Origin of the sequence: Caulobacter sp. Root343 (genome assembly GCF_001425745.1) — a bacterium.
Classification (GTDB): domain Bacteria; phylum Pseudomonadota; class Alphaproteobacteria; order Caulobacterales; family Caulobacteraceae; genus Caulobacter.
Genome location: NZ_LMDF01000006.1, coordinates 589,590 through 611,260, shown reverse-complemented (window position 1 = coordinate 611,260; position 21,671 = coordinate 589,590). Strand labels below are relative to the sequence as shown.

Below are 21,671 nucleotides of genomic sequence, written 5' to 3'. Positions count from 1 at the left end.
GCTCCTCGGGAACTCTGACCTACTTGGCGACGTCGATCTTGGCCTTCATCGACAGGCCCACGCGCAGCGGGTGCTTGGCCAGTTCGGCGGGGTCCAGGGTGATCCGCACCGGCACGCGCTGCACCACCTTGATCCAGTTGCCCGAGGCGTTCTGGGCCGGGATCAGCGAGAAGGCCGACCCGGTGCCGCCGGCCAGGCCCTTGACCTTGCCGTGGAACTTCACGCGACCGCCGTAGAGGTCCGAGACCAGGATCACCGGCTGGCCGGGGACCACCTTGTCCAGCTGCACTTCCTTGAAGTTGGCGTCGACATAGGCCTGGGTGGTCGGGACGACCGACATCAGCGGCGCGCCGACGGCGACCTGCTGGCCGACTTGCACCGACTTGCGGGCGACCACGCCGTCGGTCGGGGCGCGGACCACGGTGCGGGCCAGGCTCAGGCGGGCGGCGTCCAGCCGGGCCTGGGCGGCCTTCACCTCCGGGTTCTCGGTGACCGAGGCGCCGGAGATCAGCACGGTGTTGGCCTCGCGCGTGCCGACCGCGGCTTCGCGGCTGGCCAGGGCCTGGGCGCGGACGGCCTGGGCGACGGTCAGGGCGGCCTGGGCGTTGGCGAGGCGGTTCTGGGCGGTGGTCAGCTCGTCGCCCGAGACGGCGCCCTCGCCCACCAGGGCCTGACGGCGCGAAAGGTCGATACGAGCCCGCTCGACGTCGGCCTTGGCGGCCAGGATCTGGGCGTCGGCCCGCTGGACGTCGGCCTGGCGAGCGTCGAACTGGCCCAGCAGAGCGGTGTCGCTGGCGAAATAGGTCTTCACCTTGCGCTCGGCCTGGCCAAGGGCCGCTTCGGCCTGGGCGACCGCGATACGGGCGTCGGCGTCATCGATGACGATCAGCGGATCGCCGGCCTTCACGCTCTGCGTCTCCGAAACGAAGATCTTGGCGACGGGGCCGGGCGACAGGGCGGTGACCTGCGCGGTCTCGGCCCCGACATAGGCGTCGTCGGTCTCGACGAAGTGGGAGTCGAAGGCCAGCCACCAGGCGCCGTAGCCGACCAGGCCGATGGCGACGGCGCCGCCCAGCAGGGTCAGTTGGCGACGGCGCTTGCCATTCGCGGCGTTCTGAGCGGCGGCGGGTTGAGCGGTGTCGGACATGTGAGGAAGTCCTAGCAAGCGAATGTTGGGCGAGCGGATGCTGTGATGATCGGGGTTCAGGCGCCGGTGAAGCCGCCGCCGAGGGCGCGGACCAGGGCGATGTCGAGGGCGAAGGCGCGGCTTTCCAGGTCGGCGACGACCCGGCGCTGGGCCAACACGGACTGCTCGGCCAGCAGCACCGACTGATAGGTCGACAGCTGGCCTTCGTAGCGCAGGCGGGCGATGCGATAGGCGTTCTCGTTGGCCGCAAGGGCCGAACGCGCGTCGGTCAGGCGCGAAGCCAAGGCCTTCTCGCTGGCGGCGGCGTCCGCGACCTCGCGCAGGGCCTGGGTCAGGGCGCCGTCATAGGCGGCCACCGCCGCGTCGCGGTCGGCCTCGGCCCCGCGCAGGCCGGCGCGCAAGGCCCCGCCCTCGAAGATCGGCAGGCGCAGGGCCGGGCCGACCTGTCCGATGTCCGAACCGCTGGAGAACAGCTTGTCGAGATAGAGGGACTGGACGCCGACGAAGCCGGCCAGGTTGATGTCCGGATAGAAGGCGGCCTTGGCCTGGCGGGTGCGCGCCGTGGCGGCTTCGGCCCGCCACTTGGCGGCGACCACGTCGGGACGGCGGCCGATCAGGTCGGCGGGCAGGTTGGCCGGCAGGCCGAATGGCTTCAGCGTCGTCGCGCCGGGCCGGGCGATGGCGAGGCCTCGGTCGGGGCCGGCGCCGACCAGGGCGGCAAGGGCGTTGCGGGTCAGGGCGATCTGCTCGTCCAGCGCCGACAGCTCGGCCTTGGAGGTCGGTGGCCCCGCCCTGGCCTGCTCGCTCTCGGCGCGGGTGTCGAGGCCGTTGGCGACCCGGCGGGCGACCAGGTCGCTGGTCTCTTGCCGCAGGCGCACGGCCTGCTCGGCGACGTCGCGTTGGGCGTAGAGGCGGGCCAGCTCGGCATAGGTCGAGGCGACGGCGGTCGACAGGGTCAGGCGCGCCTGGGCGGCGTCGGCCTGGGCGGCCTTGGCTTCCGAGGTCGCGGCGGCGACGGCCGCCCGGTTCCGGCCCCAGAAGTCCAGCTCCCAGCTGAAGTCGAGGGCCAGGCGACCGATGTCGTTATAACCGTGCGGCACGAAGGCCGGCGGGATGCCGGCGTTGTAACTCTGCTTGGCCTCGGCGGCGCTGGCGCCCAGCGAAACCCGCGGCAGGTCAGCCGAGCGCGCCTGGGCGATCTGGGCCTGGGCGCGGCGCAGGCGGGCCTCGGCGGCGGCCAGGCTGGGCGAGCCCTTCAGGGCCTCATCCTCCAAGGCGTTCAGCTGAGTGTCGCCATAGCCGCGCCACCAGGCGTCGGCCGGCCATTCGGCGGCGGGCGCGGCCAGGGTGTGGGCGGCCTCGTAGGCTTGCGGCGCCTTGGCGATCCGCGCCGGCTGGGCGGGCGGCAGGCTGGCGCATGCGGCCAGCACCAGAGCGCTGGCGGCCGCGAGATACGGACCGTGACGACGGAGAGCGGCGGCGGAAAGAGACGGCATGGGCGGCGCCTTGATGTGACCGTACGGTATAGTCATATGCGTAGCCGCAAATATGCCGCACTTGCCGCACCGTCAAGGTGACCGTACCGTACGGTTGGAAGAATTATGATGATCGACGCCAAACCCCGCCTGGATCGCGACGCCCGCCGTGAGGCCATCCTCGACGTCGCCGCCGAGGTTTTCCTCGAAGAAGGGTATGACGCAGCCTCGATGTCGACCATCGCCGCGCGGGTCGGCGGCTCGAAGAGCACGCTCTACAACTACTTCAAAAGTAAGGAAGAAATCTTCCAGGCCCATATCGAACGCTATTGCGACTGGCAGCGCGACGTGATGTTCGGCCTGCTGGACGACAGCGCGGATCTGAAGACGGTCCTGACCAATGTCGGCCGCCGCTACCTGTCCAACGTGCTGTCGGACCGCAACATGCGCCACTTCCGCCTGATTGTGGCGGCCGCCGAGCGTTCGCCGGATCTGGGCAAGGCCTTCTACGAGGCCGGGCCTCGGCGAGGCGCGGCGATCCTGGGCGATTTCCTGGCGCGGATGCGGACCGAAGGACATATCCAGGCGGCCGATCCGGTCGTCGCCGCCCATCAGTTCATCGGCCTCTGCCAGAACCGTCTGCTGAAGGCCCGCCTGACCAACTATGTCGGCGAACCCACCCCGGCCGAGGTCGACACCGAAGTCGCGGCGGCGGTCGACACCTTCCTCGCCGCCTTCGGTCGCCGCGCCGCCTGAACTAGACCTTCCAGCCCGCCAGCACCGCGTCGATGCTCATTGCCTTGGCCTCTGTTTGGGTCAGGGTGCGGCCACGCGGGAAGGCCGCCGCGCCGGGGCCACGGGGCCGATATTGGGAAAACCGGACGGCCTCCGGCTGCAGCATGGTGCGCGGATTGCCGTCCTTGCCGGTGTACCACATCTCGGTCCAGCCGGCCGGAGCGATATGGTCGTCCATCCAGCAGTCGAGGAAGGCGCTGGCCCCCACATATTTCGGGTCGCCATAGCGGCCGTCCGGGAACTGCGACGACGGCCGCCACGGCCGCCCCAGATACACAGAGCCCTTCTTCGTCCCCGGCTCCTTGGTCAGGCGGCAGTGCTGGAACACGAAACCGAACGGCTGGTCGATGCGGGTGCTGGGCGCGACGATGTAGCCATCGATCGGATCCACGGGCCGGGGCCGCGAACGGATCTCGCAATCACGGAAGAAAGCGATCCCCGCGCCAAAGATGAAATCGTAGCTGCCGGTGATCAGGCAGCGCTCGAACAGGCCGCGGCCAGCGTCCGGAAACAGCGTGTCCTGGTAGCTGAGGACGTCCACCTCGGTGAGCCGCGCCCGGTCCGAGCCCTTGTCCAGCATCAGCGCCACGGCCTGCGGGCCGGCCCCGTCGTGCGAGTGCAGGCCGCCGGGCTTGATCATCTCGGCCAGGCCGTCGAAGGCGTTCTGGATGGTGAGGTTGCTGGCGGTGAAGTCCGGCGCGCGGACGAACAGGGTCGGGGTGCGGAACGTGCCCCAGCGCTTGCCGTCGGGCGCGGTCAGCCCCGAGGCGGCCAGATGGCTGATCACCGAGGCCTTGCGGTCCTCGCCGACCAGATGGACGAACGGCTTGTCGATAAAGACCTGCTCGTCCCAGACGCCGCGCGTCACCAGGATCCGGAACGGCTTGGTTCCGTTCGCCGGCGCGGCCGCGACCGCCGCCGACAGGCTGGGATAGTTCGGCGCGGCGACGGGCGCCTTCCCCTGCCCGCGCCAAAGCACGGCGTCATAGCGCGGCGCCGCCACGGCGGAGCCGGCGGAAGCCAGGGCGACAGCGCCGGCCAGAGCGTCCCGGCGCGAAGGAGACATCAGCGACATCACGCATCTTCCAAAAGGGGGCGGGCGCCGGCCGGGAGGACAGCCGACGCCCTGATTTCTCGGGGGGAGGAGACGATCCCGAGACCTAGAACGAATACCGCAGCCCGAAATTGAACTGCCGGCCGGTGTGCGAATAGACATAGACGCTGTCGCGGCGACTATCGGTGTACTGGTCGTTGAATTCGTCGGTCAGGTTCAGCCCTTCGAACGTCACCTTCAAGCGCTTGTTGATCGCGTACGAGGCCGAGGCGTCGACGGTGAAGGTCGAGCGCACGCCGTCGATGTCGTTGGTGCTGGTCCCGCTGGGGACGGCGGTCAGGTACTTGTCGCGATAGGCCCCCGAGACGCGGGCGCTGAACTTGCTGTCCTCGTAGTACAGCGTGGCGTTGAAGGCGTTCTTCGACAGGCCGACGAGGTCGTTCTGCACGAAGCCGGTCGGCGAGCGGGCCGAGATGTAGTCGATCTTGGAGTCGACCAGAGTCACGTTGAAGATCGCCCCCGTGTGGCGCAGCACGCCCGGCAGGAAGCTGAACGGCTGCTGGTAGCTGACCTCGATCCCCTTCAGCGGACCGCCCTTGGTGTTGACCGGCTGGCTGAACAGGAAGGTGTCGCCGGCCGAGACGCCCAGGCCGTCCAGCAGGCTGAGCGGCAGGCCCGAGGCGTTGAACGGCTGCGAGATCCGCGAGGTCTGGATGTAGCTTTCGATGTCCTTGTAGAACAGGCCGACCGACAGCAGGGCGTCCTTGGCGAAGTACCATTCGGCCGACAGGTCGTAGGTCGTGGCGCGGATCGGCTCCAGATACGGATTGCCCGAGCTGACGCTGAACACGCCGACGGTCGACAGGCTGCCGCCGGGGGTCAGGCTGCCCAGGTTCGGACGGGTCATCACCTTGGCCGCGCCGAAGCGCAGCAGGAAGTCGGGCGTCACCTCGGCCGTGATGTTCAGGGCCGGCAGGACGTCGTCATAGTCGCGCTTGACCGTGGTCTGCTGGGCCGCGCCCGCCACCAGTTGGTAGCCGGTCGAGCTCTGCTTGGTCTTGACGTAGCGAACGCCGAGGTCGCCGCGGATCGGCCAGGCCAGGCGATCAGTCTGGAAGTCCAGCTGGGCGTAGGCGGCGCTGTCCTTCTCTTCGACGCTGCGGATGTTGCCGCGGGCATTGGCGTTGCTGGCCCCGCTGAGCTCGAATAGGCCCGCGCCGCTATAGATGTTGTAGAGCCTGGCGAAGGCGTCGAGGTCCGGCGCCGCCCAGCTGGTCGGCACGCCTGACGGCGCGCCGAGATTGTGGCCGAAGCCCGAAACCAGCTTGGTCAGGCTGGCCAGGGTGACGCCGGCCGGCAGGGTCGGCACGACAGACTCGTTGACCCGCGCCTGGGCCCAGGAGTCGAAGTTGTAGGTCTTGGCGTTGACGCCCAGCTTCAGACGCAGGCCGTCGTTGATCCGATAGTCGCCGTCGAGCTGGAAGGTGGCGATCTTGTTGGTCACGCCCTGCGGCCGCAGGCGGATCTCCGAGCGCGCCGCGCCGAAGTTGTAGGCCAGCGGATCGGCGACGTTGAAGCCGAAATTCATCAGCGGCAGGTTCGGATTGACCCGGTAGTCGTACGAGAAACCGTCGGCGTTCTCGCGGTTCAGGATCACCGTGGTCTGGACCGGGTTGTCGAAGTCCGACTTCGAAAAGCCCAGCAGGCCGCTCAGCTTGAAGCGGTCGCCGAATTCGTGCTCGGCCGTGAAGGTCGCCTGGGTGTACTGCGTGTCCAGCTTGTCGAAGCGGGTCTCGCTCTCGACGTCGACGTCGTCGAACAGGCCGTAGACCATGTCGCCCTTGGCGTTGATCACGCCGTCGCGGACGACGATCTCGGGCCGGCCGCCCTGTGAGGCGTTGCGGGCGAACGACAGGGCCTCCAGCCAGTTCTCCTCGCGCGTGGCCTTGAAATCCGAATAGAGGACGTCGAGGCCGATCAGGGTGCGGTCGTCCGGCCGCATCTGGAACGAGCCGGTGAGCCCCAGGCGCTCCTGGTTGTGGGTCAAGCGGCCATAGCGCGGGAAGCGCGGCGAGAAGGTCGTGGCCGAGCTGGCCTGGGCGAAGGTCGAGGCGGGGCTGTAGCCGCCGACCTCGGTTCCGTTCAGCCAGCCGCCCGAGCCGTGGCCCTCTTCCAGCAGCTCGCGCTTGGTGTAGGCCACCGAGACCAGCGCCCCGAGCTTGCCGTCGAACCAGGTGTTGGAGGCCAGCACCGCCAGGCGCGGGTCCCACGACTTGGAGAGGTCGTTGTAGCCTTCTTGCGCCGACACGACGAAGGTCGCGCCCTTGTAGTCGAACGGCCGGCCGGTCTGCAGATCGACCGTGGCGCCCAGCGAGCCCTCCTCGGTCTGGGCGGAGGCGGTCTTGCGCACGGTGATGCTGTTGAACAGCTCCGAGGCGAAGACATTGAAGTCGAAGGCGCGGTTGCGGTTGGCGCCGCCCGAGCTGTCGGTGCCGCTGGTCGTGCTCTGGCCCTCGACTCCGTTGATGCGCACGCGGGTGAACTGCGGACCCAGGCCGCGGACGGTGATCTGGCGGCCCTCGCCGGCGTCGCGGGCGATCGAGACGCCGGGCACGCGCTGGATGGACTCAGCGAGGTTGGCGTCGGGGAAGTCGGCGATGTCCTCGGCCTTGATCACGTCGACCACGCCATTGGCGCGACGCTTGAGGTTCATGGCGCTCTGCAGGCTGGCCCGGAAGCCGGTGACCACCACTGCCTCGACCTCGGAGGCGGCCTCCTCTTGCGGCGCGGCGACGGGCGACACGGCCTGGGCGGCCAGCAGCGGCACGGGGACGGTGGAGGCCAGCTGCAGCGAGGCGGTCTGGCCCAGCACGGCGGTGCGGCCGTTGTTGGAGACGACCGTCAGGTCGGCCCCGCGCAGCAGGCGGGCCAGGCCTTCCTCGACGGTGTAGGCGCCGCGCACGGCGTTGACGCGCTTGCCCTGGACCGCGCCTTGCGGGGCCAGGATTTGCAGCTCGGCCTGTTTGCCGAACTGCGGGATGCCGGTGGCGGCGGCCTGGGCCGGCACGTCGAACTTGCGGACCTGGGCGTGGGCCCCAGCGGCGACCAGCAGGGTCGTCGCGCCGGCCGCCAGCATCAAACAGGACTTGGTGTTGTGGTGACGCAGCGCCGTTCGCATGCGGCCCCTCCCTCTATGTTTCGTTCAAACGGCGCTTCTGGGAACGCCTGTCTGGAGCGATGCGGCGGAAACCGGTTTCCGTCAGCGATCGCCGAATTTTTTCGAAATGACCCTCAGCCGCCCCGCAGGACGATGGCGTCGTCACGCAGGCTGACCTTGCCGTTGAAAGTGGTCGCGGCGGCCTCGGCGAAGCCCTCGGGGTCGTTGGTGCGGAACCATCCGACGAAGCGCTCGTCGGCCAGACGCGGGTCGGCCACCTCGATCTTGCGGTCGTTGTAGCGATTGAACTCGGCGGCCGCCTCGGCCAGGGTCTGGCCGTCCAGCACGATCTGGCCGTCGCGCCAGGCCAGCTGGCGGTTGAGGTCAACCTCCGCCTTGGGCGGCGTCAGGACGCCCAGGCTGTTGTCGGCGAACACCCGCTGGCCAGCGCTCACCCGGCGGGGCGGCGTCTTGCCGTCGCGGGTCCAAACCTCGACGACACCCTCGGTGACCAGGACGTCGCTGCCGCCCTCGCGCTTGCGGACCGAAAAGGCCGTGCCGACCGCCCGCACCCGCACCGGGCCGCTCTCGACCACGAACGGGCGCGACGGATCCTTGGCGACCTCGAACCAGGCCTCGCCCCGGTCCAGCTTCACCGCGCGCAGGTTGCCGCGCATGGCGACCTCCAGCTCGGAACTGGTATTGATCGCCGCCACCGAGCCGTCGGTCATCGGCACCCGTCGGATCTCGCCCAGGGCGGTGCCGTAGCGTCGGGACAACAGGCGCGGCGCCACGACGACGCCCACGATACCGGCGGCCAAGGCGCCCAGGCCGCCGACCAGGCTCCGGCGACGGAGTAGCGGCGGCGTGGCCGCTACGTCGTTTGCCAGGAGCTGGGCGCGGTCCAGGTGTGTCCAGCCAGCCTCGGCCCGCGCATAGGCGCCGATGCGTCGGCGGTCGCCGGCCAGCCACGCCTCGAGTTCGGCGCGGACGCCGGGATCATCGCCGTCACGGTCGACGCGGACCATCCATCGGGCGGCGTCCGCCTCGATGTCAGCGGCGCTTTCGCGTTCGGCCATCGGTCGTCTCTTTTCGTCCCTTGGCTCCAGCTGGAGCGTCCTGTTCGGTCATAGCGGCGAGGATGGCGCGAAGCCCCCTCACCGCCTCGTTCTCGACGACGTGCTCGGTTACGCCCAGCCGCCGGGCTATCTCGCGCTGAGGCACGCCCTCGATCTTGCGCATCTCGAAGATCCGCCGGCAGCGCTCCGGCAGGGCCGCGATCAGTTTCCGCACCCGCTCCAGCTCGCGCCGGCCCGAGACGATGCGCTCGGCCGACGGATCCTCCAGCGCCAGGTCCAGCGCCTCGATCTCGCTGACGGTCTCGATGCGCACCACCCGGGCGCGGCGGATCTGCTCCAGCGCGACGCTGCGCGCGGCCTGGAAGAAATAGCCGCGCGGCTCGCTGATGTGATCGATGGTGCTGAGGGCGGCCAAGCGGCAATAGGTCTCCTGGATGATGTCGTCGACGTCTCCGGCGGCGGCGAACGAACGCCGCAGCCAGACGCGCACGGCGGCCTCATGGGGCAGGATCTCCCGCCCCAGCCACGCCACGATGCGCGCGCGTCCCTCCGACACGTTTCCTCGCCCTTGTTCTTGGTCTTCACCCTCAGCGATGCACGGGCTCGGAATTTCCGTCAAAGGAAAGCACGCGGAGCACGGGAGCGACCTTGGGCGTTGCCAGAAGATACGACCACGGAGCTTCGCCGCCATGACAGAGACGCTGTCCCCCACCCTGCCGCCCGAGGTCGAGCGCAAGGTCACACACGTCCTGAAGAGCGCCTGCGACCGCGAGCTCACCCTGGCCACGGCGGAGAGCTGCACCGGCGGCCTGTTCGCTTCGCTGTTGACCGACGTGGACGGCTGCGCCCATGCCTTTGACCGCGGCTTCGTCACCTATACCGACCAGGCCAAGACCCAGCTGCTGGGCGTACCGGCGGAGCTGATCGTCGAGCATGGCGTAGTGTCCGCGCCCGTCGCCCGCGCGATGGCCCTGGGCGCGCTGGAGGATTCGGAGGCGGACGTCGCCCTCTCGGTCACCGGCTTCGCCGGACGCGGCGGGCCGGACGACGAGCCCGGCCTGGTCTTCCTGGGTGTCGCCCGACGCGGCGGGAGCGTTCAGGTGACCGAGCACCATTTCGGCGACGTGGGTCGCGGCGCGGTGCGGATCGCCTGCCTGGACGCCGGGCTCGACATGCTGCGCGCCGCGATCGAAGATCCGGCGCGCGACGCCGCCTAGACTGGCTCCAACTCGATCAGCACGATGTCGTTGGCGCGCATCGGCAGGTCGACCACCGCTTCGCCCCGCACCTTGATCACCTTCTCGATCTCGGGACGGTCCCGGGTCAGCGCCTCCAGCTGGCGCAGCTGCTCGGCGGTCAGGGTCTTGGGCAGGCCCATGTCGATATAGGCGCTGTAGGCGTCGTTGGCGCGATAGCCGGTGCGGCGGACGCGCAGGCGATAGGACCCGGGCTTCAGGCCCGTCAGGCGCAGCTTCAGCGGCTCGACGTCGAATGTCGGATGCGGGCGCGTGTAGAAGGGCCGGTTGCTGACCTTCTGGTCCGGCTGGCGCCAGGCATAGGCCAGGGCGCTTACCCGGTCGCCGTCGCGGGCGGCGAAGACCTGGCCGTCATCGCAGGCGATCTCGCGCCCCTTCACCGCGTTCAGGTACTTGTAGGCGAACCAGGCGGGCTTGCGGATCCCCTGCGGGTTCATCAGGCCGAAGCCGCCTTCGAACGGCTTGGTCGGTGGGCCCGGCTCCTCGAACAGGTCGGTATAGGTCCAGTAGCTCATGCCCTGGACCAGGCCCCGCGTGCGCCGCAGCTTCTCCAGAATGTAGGCGGCGCTGACATAGCTGTCGTGGACGCTGTCGCGCGGCGTGTAGCTGGTGCTCCATTCGGTGAAGTACAGCGGCAGGTTCGGGAAGGCCGAGGCCTGGATCTGCTCGCGCACCCGCCGCACGTCGCCGACGATGGCGTCGGGCGAGGCCGACAGCTTGGTGTCCTGCTGGCCCTTCTCGTCCAGGAAGCCGCCGTCGACGCCGTAGGTGTGGGTGGTGACGAAATCGACGGCCGAACCGGTCGTCTTCACATGGGCCAGGAACTCCGGGACCCAGGCCGCGCCCGCCGTCGAGGGGCCGCCGACCCGCAGGGCCGGATCGATCGCCTTGATGGTCCGCGCCGTGACGTCATAGAGCTCGAAATAGGCCGCCTGGTCGGCCTTCTCCCAGAAACCGTCGAGGTTGGGCTCGTTCCAGACCTCGAAGAACCACTTGCGGACCTCGTCAGCGCCGTAGCGTTGGCGGACATGCCGAACGAAGGCGTCGATCAGGTCGCGCCAGGGGTCCAGCTTCGGGTGGGAGGTGTTACCCTTCCAGTAGAAGATGGTCAGCTCGGAGGTCTTCATCGCGTCAGGGGTGAAGCCCAGCTCGACGAACGGCCGGATCCCCTTGGCCAGCAGGGCGTCATACAGCTGGTCCAGCTTGGTCCAGTCGTAGACGATCTTGCCGTCCTGGACCTTCACCGTGCCCAGCACGTCGTGGAAGATCGCGTGGAAGCGGATGTAGCGGAAGCCCAGCTCGTCGACGGCGGTCTTCAGCTGGGCCTGGCTGTCGGGGCGGATCAGGGTGCCGGGATAGTCCGAGCCGACCGAGAGGTCGAAGAACCGGTCGACCGGACCGCCGATCTTGGCCAGGTCCAGGGCCACCACGCGCGGCGCCGGCGCGGCCCAGGCCCGGGTGATCGCGGCCAGATTCGCCAACGGCGCCAGGCTTGAGAACGTGGCCAGCACGGTTCGGCGCGACATCGCCATGGTGTTCCTCCCTCTTGTTGGCGAAAGGGCTACACGGCGATGATAGCGCTATCAATCGTTATTGTAGGACAATTTCCACTCAGCGACGCAGAGCGAAGCCGACATAGATCGTCCGCGGCGCCGAATAGCTGGTGACGCCATCCGCCGTCTGGCCGACGGCGAGGTCGGCGTCCAAGGCGTTGTCGGCGGCCAGATAGATCTCGCTAGTCGGCGAAACTTTCCAGCCCACCCGCAGGTCCAGGCCCGCCCCCGCCTTCAGGGTCCGCGTGTTCAGGTCGTCCTCGAAGCGCTTGCTCTCGTAGCGCAGGTCGGCGTCGAGGCTCAGCCGCTCGATCGGCCGCCAGCGCGCGCCGGCGGTGACGGTCAGGGCGGGCGCCTGGGCCGGGCGCTTGCCGGTCAGCTGGGCCGCGCCGTCGACGCGGGCATGGGTGGCCGAGAAGGCGGCGCGCACGGTCCAGGCCGGCGACAGGTCGGCGGCCATGTCTCCCTCGAGGCCGTAGGCGCTGATCTCACCGGCGTTGCGCCGCTGGCGCAGCACGCCGCCGGCCGGGATGAAGCCGGCGATCGGGAAGGTCCCGGGGCCGACGCCGATCGTGACGTTGGTGATCGGGTCCTGGACCTGGTTGTAGAAGGCGCCGAGGGTCCACCGCACAGCGCCTTCGCCCGCGAGACCGGTCTCGAGGCCGTACAGGGTCTCGGGCTTCAAGGCGGCGTTGGCCTCGGTGACGTCGTTGCCGACCCGGAACGGGCGATGCAATTCGTTCAGCGTCGGCGGCCGGAAACCGGCATAGGCCGCTGCCCGCCACCAGGTCTCGCCGGATACACGCTGACGCACGCCGATCCGCGCCGTCGGCGTCGTCCCGGAGGCGTCGGCCGGCGGCGCGTCCAGGGTCAGGGCCCCGGTCGCCGCGTCGCGCTCGCGCCGGACGCCGGCGTACGAGCGCCAGCCGTCCAGCCGCGCGCCGGCCGTCAGCGAGAAGTCCTCGCGGGCGTAGGCGGTCTCGGCATAGAGGCCGCCGACCAGGGTGCGGCCGCCCGCCGTGCGCTGGCGGGTGAACGCGCCGGCCATGTAGCGGAACAGCTCGTTGGTCCGCCCCTCGGTAGCACGGACGTCGCCGCCCAGCTCCCAGGACCAGTCGCCGGCCTTGTGCTGCCAAGCGGCGTTGAGGCCATACCCGCTGGCCGGGGTCGAGTATTGGTCGTTGGCCGGCGTCGTCCCGACGCGCCCGGCGGCGACGGCGGCCGAGGTGTTCTCCAGGTCGCTGGACCGCGCCCAGGCCTGCAACCGCCAGGCCTCGCCGGCCAGGGTCACGGCCAGGGAGCCGCCAGTGGCGTTAGAGCGGGCGCCGACCAAGCCGGCCCCGCGCTTCTCCTGGAACGCCCCGGCGCGTACGGCCCAGCGGACGTCGCCGAGTTCGCCCTGGACCCGGGCGGCGATCGAGCCGTCTTCCAGGGTCGTGGGCGCGTCGGCCGCCCCCACCGCCGCGCCGCGTACGGGCCGATAGCCGTCGGTGCGCGAACCACTAGCGGTCAGCAGCAGGTGGTCGGTTCCGAAGGTCCCGGCCGCGCGCCAGCTGTCGCGCTGACCGGCCTGGGCGGTGAAGCTGGAGAGCCCGCCGCCAACCGCCCGCTCGCGCAGGACCACGACGCCGGTCAGGGCGCCGGCGCCGTAGGGGCCCGCCCCCGCGCCGCGCACGATGGTCGCCCCGGAGAGGCCCTCGCCCGGCAAGGCGGTCCAGATCACCCAGCCGCCGAACGGATCGTTTTGCGGCGCGCCGTCCAGAGTGACCAGCGCCCGGCCGGCGCCGGAGGGCGCCACGGCGCGGAGAGACAAGCCCTGGATGGTCGGATTGGCCGCGTCGCTGCCGGTGCGGCGGAACAGCGAGACCCCCGGCGTCGTCTTCAGCACATCGTCCAGCCGCGTCTGGCCGCTCAGGGCCCGAGCATCATAGGTCGCGGTGGAAAAGGCCTCCTGCCCCGCCAAGGATGGCAACCGCGGCGCCTCGACGACGATGGCGGACACCGGGGACGGCGGGGCTTCAAGCAACACGGGCGACCTCTAGGCGGAGAGGAGCCCGGTGTAACGGAGGTCGGCGGCCAGGGCCATCGCCCCAGCCGCCGCTCGGATCCGCTAGGCCAGCGCCTTCTTGTACAGCGCCAGCAGTTCGCTCCAGGCCTTCTCGGCCGAGGCCTCGTTGTAGGCCTGGCTGCCGGGAACCGTCCAACCGTGGTTGGCGCCCGCATAGACCTCGACCGTGGCCGACCGCTTGGCCTCGGCGAAGGCGGCCTTCAGCTTGTCCTTCGAGGCCGGATCGCGCTGGTCGTCGTTGTCGGCGATGGCGACCAGATAGTCGGCCTTGGTCTTGGGGATCAGCAGATAGGGACTGTCGGGACCATCCGCCGTCAGGCCGCCGCCGTGGAAGCTGGCCACCGCGCCGATGCGGTCCGGAGCGACCCCGGCCGTCCGGAACGCCAGCGGCCCACCCATGCAGTAGCCCTGGGTCCCGACCCGCTTAGCCTTGTTGGTCTGGGGCTGGGCGTCGAGGAAGGCCACGAAGGCCTTGGCGTCGACCACCGCCGTCGTCGGGGTGACGGTCTTGGCCAGGGCCATGATCGTCTCGCGGTTTTTGGGGTCGGCGAAGTTCATCGCCCCCTCCATCACCGGCGCCTTCTTGGACCGGTAGAAGAGGTTGGGAACCAGCACGACATAGCCGGCCGCGGCCAGCCGACGGCCCATCTGACGGAACACCGGGCGCAGGCTCCAGATGTCGGGCCACACCAGCACCGCCGGCCACTTGCCCTTGCCTTTCGGGTAGAACAGGGCCGCGTCGGCGACGCCGTCGGGCGTCTTGATCTCGACGTCCTTCTCCTCGACCGTATCGTCGGCATGGGCCACCGTGGCGACGCCGGTCAGGGCCGCGGTCAGCAGGCCGAACTTGCGCCGCGAGATCGTCGGATCCTGTATGAGGCCGGGGTGGATTTCGTCATCGCACATGGCGGTCTCCTCCTGAATGGGACCGGCACGCTATAACTGCGTTATCCGTTCGCCTATCCACTTTAAGAGGCGGCCTGATAGGTCGCCTTGCCGGGCAGCAGCAGGTCTTGCTTGCGGCCGTCGCACAGGGCGTAGCTGAAGCCCGACTGGATCGCCCAGGCCCCGACCTCGCCCTGCTTGTTGATCGCCAGGAAGCCGACCTGGATGGCCTTGGCCTGGGGCTTCTTCTTCAGGATCCGCTCGACCGCCTCGCGGCAGGCGTCCTGCGGCGAGCGGCCCTGGCGCATCAGCTCGACCACGAGGAAGCTGCCAACATTGCGGATCACCTCCTCGCCGACCCCGGTCGAGGTGGCGCCGCCGACGTCGTTGTCGACATAGAGGCCGGCGCCGATGATCGGGCTGTCGCCGACCCGGCCGCGCAGCTTCCAGGCCATGCCGCTGGTCGTGCAGGCCCCGGCGATGTCGCCCTTGGCGTCGATGGCCAGCATGCCGAGGGTGTCGTGGTTGTTCGCCCCGCCCGGCGTGCCGAGCTGGCCCGAGGTCTTGCCGTAGTCGCCGACTTCGCTGTTGGCCTTGGGCTGGTACTTGGCGTCCTTCTTCCAGGCTTCCCAGGCGGCCTTGGAGTCCGGCGTCAGCAGCTCCTCGTATTGGAAGCCCTGTTCGATCGCGAACTGCAGGGCCCCGGCCCCGACCAGCATCACGTGCGGGGTCTTCTCCATCACCTTGCGGGCCACCGAGATCGGATGGGCGATGTGCTCCAGCGCCGCCACCGCGCCGCAGTTGCCAAGCTCGTCCATGATGCAGGCGTCCAGCGAGACGTGGCCGTCGCGGTCGGGATAGCCGGCCCGGCCGACGCTGTGGTTCTTCAGGTCCTGCTCGGGCACGCGCGCCCCGGCCTCGACCGCGTCCAGCGCCCGGCCGCCCTTGGACAGCACCGCCCAGGCCGCCTGGTTGGCGGCGACGCCGAAGTCCCAAGTGGAGATCACGCACGGGCCTTCCAGCTTCACCGAACCCTCCGCCGCGGCCTCGGCTCTTGGCGCCTTCGCGCCGATCATCGCCGATCCGACCAAGGATGCGCCGATCAGGCCCCTACGATTCATCATGCGCGTGTGCTCCAACAAGACCGCCCCGAATCCGTAGCATGAGCGAGAGCTGAGCATGACCGCCGACCGCATTCTGCTGGAAGTCTGTATCGATACGCCCGCCGGATTGGCGGCGGCGATCGCTGGCGGGGCGGATCGGATCGAACTTTGCGCGGCCTTGGCGCTGCAGGGCCTGACTCCCGCCCCTGGCCTCATGGCCTTGGCGGCCAAGGCGTCGATCCCGATCTATCCGATGATCCGGCCGCGCAACGGCGACTTCTGCTACGACGCCGGCGATCTGGACGCCATGCGCCGCGACATCGACGCGGTGCGCGCCAACGGCCTGGTCGGCGTGGTCATCGGGGCCAATCGTTCCGATGGCGAGCTCGACCTGGCGGTGCTGGAAAAGCTGGTCGAGCACGCGAAGGGCCTGGGTATGAGCCTGCACCGGTCATTCGACCTGGTCCCCGATCAGGCGGCGGCCCTGGAGATCGCCATCGACCTCGGCTTCGAGCGGGTGCTGACCTCGGGCGGGGCGCTCACGGCGCAAGCCGGGGCCGAACGGATCGCAGCGCTGGTCGAACAGGCGGCCGGGCGGATCGGCATCCTGGCCGGCGCGGGCGTCAAGCCGGGCAACCTCGCCGAACTGGTGAGACGGACCGGGGTGCGCGAAGTCCACGGCTCGTTCAGCGGCCCGATCCCCGGAGCGGCGCCCGGGTCCAAGCTCGGAGAGATGGGCTTCGTGCCGCCGGAGCTGCGGGATACCGATCAGGCGGCGGTGGCGGAGGCCGTGAGGGTTTTGCGCGGGCTCTGATGTTTGTCATCCCGGAAGCCTCGCGGAGGCTATCCGGGACCGCCGGAAGCGCTGAGCTCGCGGCGGTTCCGGCTCTTCGCTTCGCTACGACCGGGATGACAGGATATGTGGGCGCGCGCCTACTTCGGGTGGCTCTTGGCCCAGGTCTCATACGCCTTGATCGCCTTGGCCGATTGGGCGCCGAACCAGGAATAGCCGTTGCGGCGCTCCAGCGAGAGTTCGTTGACCTCGTCGCGCAGGGTCTTGTCGCGCTCGCCGAAGACCGGCTTGCCCGTCGTGCGGCTGTAGTAGCGCGACCAGATCGGGCCGGCGCCGGGCTGGTCGACCAGGCGGCGGCCCTCGGGGTCACCCTTTCCGCCGATCCAGGCCTTGCCCATGATCGCCGCGCCCTTCATCCAGGCCACGCCGCCGTGGACCGCGGCCACCTCCGCGGGGGTCGGGTCGGGCAGGCTCATCAGGTACATCAGCAGGTCGGCGCTCTCGCCCGTCGACAGGGCCGGCGGCTCGAAGTTGCGACCGGCGACCGGCTCGAGGGTGAACGGGTCCGCCTGCTGGCCCCAGATGGTCGGTTTCCCGTCGATGCGGATCTGCGAGGCGACGATGACCTCGCGCCCGTGCTTGGCCGCCACGCCGGCCTTGGCGCGCAGGTCGGTGGGCACGAAGGCGAAGTCGGCCTTGGCTTCGGACACTTCGGTCAACAGGGCGGCGGCCTCGGAGACGGCGTTGTCGTTGAAGGTGACGGCGTCGTGATAACCGCCTTCCAGCGGCCAGACCTGCGGCCAGCCGCCGTTCGGGAACTGGGCGGCCAAGAGATAGCGCACGCCCTTCAGGAAGCTCTGACGATAGGCCTCGCCGTCCTGGCCCGGCAGCCGCGCGGCGACTTTCGCGAGAAAGCGCATCTCGGTGATGGTGGCGTTGTTGTCCAGCGTGCCGACATAGCCCCACTTGGGGTCGCGGGCGGCGTCGAAGTCGTTCTCGCTGAGATATTTGGAATTGTTGTCCGAGGCCCAGGGCTGGCCCGGCAGGCGTAGGGCGCCCTCGCGGTCCTGGTTCTTGCTCCAGCCGCCGGCCGGGGTCTGGAAGCTGACGATGACGTCGGCGATGTGGCGCGCCTCGGGCGAGGCGTACCAGGCCGCGTCCTTGTTCAGCGCCATGCCGCCGTCGCCGTGGCCCGACGGCGGTGGCGCTGGGGCGACCTCGCCCGGCTTCAGCTCGGCGGCCAGGGCGGCGCGGTCGGCCTTCTCCTGGGCGGTCGAGCGGTCGAGATAGGCCTTCCACGCCGGCTGCTGGGCGGCCGGCAGGGTCGCGATCCGGGCGGCGGTGATCGGCTGGGCCGGGACGTTGGTCCCGATGACGCCCGCGAAGGCCGGCGCAACCAGCAGGCTGGCGGACAGGAACAGGCCGATGGCGGCGGCGCGGTGGGTCATCTGGACGTCTCTCCCCGAAGGCGTCGTTGTCGTTGGACACCTTTCTCTCACGGGAATGATACCGGTTTCCTACCGGGTTGAAACAGAGCTTCTCGCAGCCGCTTCGGTGGAGATTTACGCCCTATGCCTCGATGATGTGGGGCACGAACCGCGAGCGGTCACGCGTCACCCGTCCCCGGTCCTCGCGCACGCCGATCCCGGCCGGCTGATCGCCGATGACCCAGGAGCCGACCACCGGATAGTTCACGCCGAACTTCGGCGGCGGCTTCAGTTCCTGGCGGATCCAGCCTTCCGCGCCATAGCCCTGGTCCAAGACCCGACCCTTGCGGCCGTCCTTCCAGAGCTCGACATTGGCGCCCTCGCGGCTGAACAGCGGCTTGCGGGCATAGCTGGCGCCCAGGCGCTCGACCTTGGGGTCGTCGTCGAAATAGGTCTCCAGCAGGTTCGGATGGCCCGGGTGGCGCTCCCACAGCAGCGGCAGCAGAGCCTTGTTGGACAGCACCGCCTTCCACGGCGGCTCCAGGAACAAGGTCTTGCTGGCGGCGATGTTGGCGGCGTAGGGCTCGCGCAGCATCTCTTCCCAGGGGTGCAGCTTGAAGATCGCGCCGATCAGGTAGTTGTCCTGATCAACGAAGCGGCCGTCGGCGTCGAGGCCGATCTCCGTGATCGGTACGAACTTGGGCTCCAGGCCCGCCAGCCTGCCCATGTCCTCCAGGAACCGCACCGTCTGGCGATCCTCGACGAAATCGGCGTCGCTGGCGAAATGGACGAAGCCGCCGTTCGGGAAGATCTCCTTGAACCGCTCGGCCAGCCGGTCGTGCAGACTGTTGAACTGGTCTGTGCTCTCGGGCAGAGCGCCCCGCTGGATCAGGTCCTCCAGCCACAGCCACTGGAACACGCCCGCCTCATAGATGCTGGTCGGGGTGTCGGCGTTGTACTCATAGAGCTTGGGCGGACCCGCCCCGTCGTAGAAGAAGTCGAAGCGGCCATAGAGCGACGGATCGCGCGCCTTCCACGAGGCGGCGACCACATCGCGCGAGGCTTCCGGGATCTGCAGCCGGGCCATCAGGGCGTCGCTCTGGACGGCGTCGGCCACCAGGTCGAGGCACAGCTTGTGCAGCGCCTCGGTCGCGGGCTCCAGGTGGCCCTCGACCTCTTCCAGCGTGAAGGCGTAGGCCGCCCGCTCGTCCCAATAGCGACGGCCGTCGGCATGGTGCCAGGTGAAGCCGACCGCCTCGGCCTTGGACTTCCAGTCCGGCCGAGGCGTCAGGGTGAGACGGCGCATCAGGCGTCCGAGCCGTCCCGGGCGACCTTGGCCTTGTCCTCGATCGCCAGCATGGGCGCGGGCAGAGCTTCGTCCTTGGGGGCCATCAGGCGGGCCAGCACATCCTCGGCGCCGCCGCCGCCCGGCAGGATGCCGGCCGCGGCCAGCTTGGCGTCGAGGTCGGCGCCGGTCTTGCGGTCCTCGGACTCGCTGTGCAGGCGGAACTGCTCCTCGCGGACCGACTGGCGTTCCTTGATGCGCTTCAAGCTATCGGCGGCCGAGCCGACGACGCCGCTGGCCGAGCCCGAGCGCGAGATCACCGCCGCCTGGGCCTTCTGGACGCTCTCGTTGACCTTCACCATCTCGATTTCGCGACGCAGCGCTTCGACCTTGGTGTCGGTCTGGGCGATGATCGTGCGCATCTTTTCCTCGGCCGTGCGCAGCTCGGTCATCTGACCGGCCTTCTGCGTCGCGTCCTTCTCGAGGTCGGCGATCCGCTGGGCCACTTCCAGGGCCAGAGCCTGGTCGCCCTTGTTCATGGCTGCGCGGGCCGAGGACTCGTACTTGCGCGACTGGTCGGTCAGCTGGGCGACCTCGGTCTCCAGCGAGCGGCGGCGCGCCACCAGCTTGGCCAGCTCGTCCCGGGCCTTGCCCTGGGCGCTGTCGGCGTCGCGGATTTCCTGGTCCAGGATCCTCAGGGCGTTGGCGTCCACGATCGTCTGGGCCCCGTCATGGGCCGTGCCGCGGAAGAGCGCCGAGAGCTTGCTCCAGATCGACATCGATTTAAGTCTCCAGATCTCTTTGTCTTAAGCGGCCGCGACGCGGCTCTTTTCGAAGGAGTCGCGCAGCTCGCTGGCGGCGGCGATGGCGTTGTCGGCCAGGGTGCGCAGCTCGATGATCAGCGTCTGCAGGGTGGTCTTGGACGAAATCTCGCCCATCAGCTCATAATAGTCGCGGCCGTCCACCGTGGTGATGCCGAAATTCGACAGCGGCACGATCTTCTGAGCCTTGAGCAGGAACTCGTTGAAGGCCGCGCGCTCGTTCTGCTCGTCGCAGGGCCACAGAATGGTCGAGACGACCATCTGCAGCGAACCGCCGCTGACATAGATCGGCAGGTCGCCGAACTCATGCATGACGACCAGCAGAACCGGCTCGACGCCCTCGATGACGGTGGCGGTCAATTCGTCCTGGCGCACGAGGGCGCTCTCGGCCAGCGCGTCGCGCAGGCTGTGGATCGTCCAGGCGGTGTCGATAACGGAGTCCATGTGTCTGACGCCCTTGGGGGGATGGGGGTTGGTGGCCAGGGTCGGTCCGCGGACCGACTCGACGACGATCGCCTGCACGGCCGAGAGGATGTCGGGCTTGCACGCCGCCGGCGCCCAGACCTCGATCTTCACGAAGCCGGCGTTCCTGCGCGCTTCACGCCACGCGCGGGTCCTTTCAGCGGCTTGAGCGCCTCTCGTCGGTTTGACCGGCATGCGTTACATGTACGCATAACATGTACGCTTGACAAGATGCGGTTCGCGTTCATCCTGCAGTTGACTTGGGCTGGGGGCAAGCTTGTCGCTCGTAATTCTTCTTCGACGCACGGCGGACCGGCTCCACCTCGCCGTCGCTGAGCTTCACTGGTGGGTGCTGGGCGCGGCCGCCGCGGCTCACGCCAGCCTGTCATGGTTGTTGATGATGCTGGATGGCGAATCCAAGATCGTCGCGCCGGTCGATTTCCTCTATTGGTACGCCACCACCGCCTACACCGTGGGCTATGGCGACCTCAGCCCCCAGACGCCCGCCGGAAGGCTGGTCACGGCGGCCTTCGTGTTTCCAGGCGCGATCGCCATCTTCACGACGATCGTCGCCAAGAGCCTCACGGCCATGGGCGACTTCTGGCGGCGGCGCAGAGAAGGCCGCGGAGATTTTCGACGCATGACGGATACGACTGTGGTGATCGGGTTCGTTCCCGATCAGACGCCGAAGATGATCGAGGAACTGCACGCCGAGGCCGGCGGCCAGCGCGTGGTGCTGATCACGCGCAAGGAACTGGCGGACCCCGACGAGCGCGTCCTCTATATCCGCGCCCGCACGCTCACCGATCCGAACGAACTTCGCCGCGCCGGCGCGCACAATGCTCGGCGGGTGGCGATCTATACGGACAACGACCCTGACACTCTGGCCGCCGCCCTCGCCATCAGCGGCATCAATGAAACCGCGCACGTGGTCTGCTACTTCCAGGACCATCACGCCGCCGGCCTGTTGAAATTGCACTGTCCACACGTCGAAGCGATCATCGCGCCGGGACCCGAACTCGTGGTGCGCGCGGTCCAGGACCCTGGCGCCAGCCGGGTGCTGAGCGCCCTGATCAGCCACCTTGACGACTCCGCCACCCTGTACTGCGCCGAGTGGCGGGGCGAACGGCCGGCGACGATCGACGAGGCCGCCAAGCGACTGCACGAGCGAGACGCCACCCTCCTGGCCTGGCAGGCCGCCGGCGCGGACCAGCCGTCGTTCGACGTCCGCAGTCAGGCTGACCTGCCGACCGGCGCCCGGCTGTTCTACGTGGCCCAGCAGCGGCTAGCCGATCCGATGGGAGCCTGAGC

The 21,671-nt window shown here is 69.2% G+C and carries 18 protein-coding genes; 4 read left to right on the top strand and 14 right to left on the bottom strand.

The features are described 5' to 3' along the window. Positions 1-19: 19 nt before the first annotated feature. Both ASC70_RS10355 and ASC70_RS10350 read right to left on the bottom strand, forming a co-directional pair. Positions 20-1,147, bottom strand: coding sequence for an HlyD family efflux transporter periplasmic adaptor subunit (locus ASC70_RS10355; RefSeq protein WP_056049706.1), 1,128 nt, complete (start codon positions 1,145-1,147; stop codon positions 20-22). A gap of 56 nt (positions 1,148-1,203) precedes the next feature. After that, the gene (locus ASC70_RS10350) at positions 1,204-2,643 is read right to left on the bottom strand and encodes an efflux transporter outer membrane subunit (RefSeq protein WP_056049703.1); all 1,440 of its coding nucleotides are present in this window, start codon (positions 2,641-2,643) and stop codon (positions 1,204-1,206) included. A 108-nt stretch (positions 2,644-2,751) separates the two neighbouring features. On the opposite strand from ASC70_RS10350, the gene ASC70_RS10345 reads away from it, so the two are divergent. Next, positions 2,752-3,378, top strand: coding sequence for a TetR/AcrR family transcriptional regulator (locus tag ASC70_RS10345; protein WP_235519335.1), 627 nt, complete (start codon positions 2,752-2,754; stop codon positions 3,376-3,378). Between the two features lies 1 nt (position 3,379). Here ASC70_RS10345 and ASC70_RS10340 read toward each other — a convergent pair whose 3' ends face one another. The 4 genes from ASC70_RS10340 to ASC70_RS10325 all read right to left on the bottom strand — a co-directional run bounded on the left by ASC70_RS10340 (position 3,380) and on the right by ASC70_RS10325 (position 9,263). Further along, complete coding sequence (locus ASC70_RS10340; RefSeq protein WP_056049699.1) at positions 3,380-4,492, bottom strand: pectinesterase family protein; 1,113 nt, start codon at positions 4,490-4,492, stop codon at positions 3,380-3,382. An 85-nt stretch (positions 4,493-4,577) separates the two neighbouring features. Further along, positions 4,578-7,649 (bottom strand): TonB-dependent receptor, encoded by a 3,072-nt coding sequence (locus ASC70_RS10335; RefSeq protein ID WP_082539606.1) that lies wholly within the window; start codon positions 7,647-7,649, stop codon positions 4,578-4,580. Positions 7,650-7,762: 113 nt separating this feature from the next. Beyond that, entirely contained in the window at positions 7,763-8,707 is a 945-nt protein-coding gene (locus tag ASC70_RS10330) for a FecR domain-containing protein (protein WP_056049697.1), read from the bottom strand. Next, on the bottom strand, positions 8,682-9,263 hold the full coding sequence (locus ASC70_RS10325; protein ID WP_056049694.1) for an RNA polymerase sigma factor: 582 nt from the start codon (positions 9,261-9,263) through the stop codon (positions 8,682-8,684). The genes ASC70_RS10330 and ASC70_RS10325 overlap by 26 nt, the downstream gene beginning before the upstream one ends. A gap of 133 nt (positions 9,264-9,396) precedes the next feature. Here ASC70_RS10325 and ASC70_RS10320 point away from each other — a divergent pair, with 133 nt between their 5' ends. Next, complete coding sequence (locus ASC70_RS10320; RefSeq protein WP_056049687.1) at positions 9,397-9,924, top strand: CinA family protein; 528 nt, start codon at positions 9,397-9,399, stop codon at positions 9,922-9,924. On the opposite strand, the gene ASC70_RS10315 is transcribed toward ASC70_RS10320, so the two are convergent. From ASC70_RS10315 to ASC70_RS10300, 4 genes are all read right to left on the bottom strand, one after another. Beyond that, a complete protein-coding gene (locus ASC70_RS10315) occupies positions 9,921-11,495 on the bottom strand; it encodes a cellulase family glycosylhydrolase (protein WP_235519333.1) in 1,575 nt (524 codons plus the stop codon). The genes ASC70_RS10320 and ASC70_RS10315 overlap by 4 nt on opposite strands. Positions 11,496-11,574: 79 nt before the next feature. Continuing rightward, a complete protein-coding gene (locus tag ASC70_RS10310) occupies positions 11,575-13,545 on the bottom strand; it encodes a TonB-dependent receptor (RefSeq protein WP_056049685.1) in 1,971 nt (656 codons plus the stop codon). Positions 13,546-13,626: 81 nt separating this feature from the next. Continuing rightward, positions 13,627-14,490 (bottom strand): dienelactone hydrolase family protein, encoded by an 864-nt coding sequence (locus ASC70_RS10305; protein WP_056049682.1) that lies wholly within the window; start codon positions 14,488-14,490, stop codon positions 13,627-13,629. Positions 14,491-14,552: 62 nt separating this feature from the next. Further along, positions 14,553-15,593, bottom strand: a complete 1,041-nt coding sequence (locus ASC70_RS10300; protein ID WP_056049680.1) for a N(4)-(beta-N-acetylglucosaminyl)-L-asparaginase — start codon at positions 15,591-15,593, stop codon at positions 14,553-14,555. A 55-nt stretch (positions 15,594-15,648) separates the two neighbouring features. On the opposite strand from ASC70_RS10300, the gene ASC70_RS10295 reads away from it, so the two are divergent. Next, on the top strand, positions 15,649-16,386 hold the full coding sequence (locus ASC70_RS10295; RefSeq protein ID WP_056049676.1) for a copper homeostasis protein CutC: 738 nt from the start codon (positions 15,649-15,651) through the stop codon (positions 16,384-16,386). Between the two features lie 119 nt (positions 16,387-16,505). Here ASC70_RS10295 and pelA read toward each other — a convergent pair whose 3' ends face one another. From pelA to ASC70_RS10275, 4 genes are all read right to left on the bottom strand, one after another. Then, entirely contained in the window at positions 16,506-17,813 is a 1,308-nt protein-coding gene (pelA, locus tag ASC70_RS10290; RefSeq protein WP_056049674.1) for a pectate lyase, read from the bottom strand. Positions 17,814-17,934: 121 nt separating this feature from the next. Further along, positions 17,935-19,098 (bottom strand): glutathionylspermidine synthase family protein, encoded by a 1,164-nt coding sequence (locus ASC70_RS10285; RefSeq protein WP_056049673.1) that lies wholly within the window; start codon positions 19,096-19,098, stop codon positions 17,935-17,937. Next, positions 19,098-19,856 (bottom strand): PspA/IM30 family protein, encoded by a 759-nt coding sequence (locus ASC70_RS10280; protein ID WP_047409514.1) that lies wholly within the window; start codon positions 19,854-19,856, stop codon positions 19,098-19,100. The genes ASC70_RS10285 and ASC70_RS10280 overlap by 1 nt, the downstream gene beginning before the upstream one ends. Positions 19,857-19,883: 27 nt before the next feature. Then, the gene (locus ASC70_RS10275) at positions 19,884-20,555 is read right to left on the bottom strand and encodes a YjfI family protein (protein WP_047409517.1); all 672 of its coding nucleotides are present in this window, start codon (positions 20,553-20,555) and stop codon (positions 19,884-19,886) included. Positions 20,556-20,637: 82 nt separating this feature from the next. Between ASC70_RS10275 and ASC70_RS10270 the strand changes: the two genes are divergently transcribed. Then, complete coding sequence (locus ASC70_RS10270; RefSeq protein WP_156396178.1) at positions 20,638-21,669, top strand: potassium channel family protein; 1,032 nt, start codon at positions 20,638-20,640, stop codon at positions 21,667-21,669. Positions 21,670-21,671: the final 2 nt, after the last annotated feature.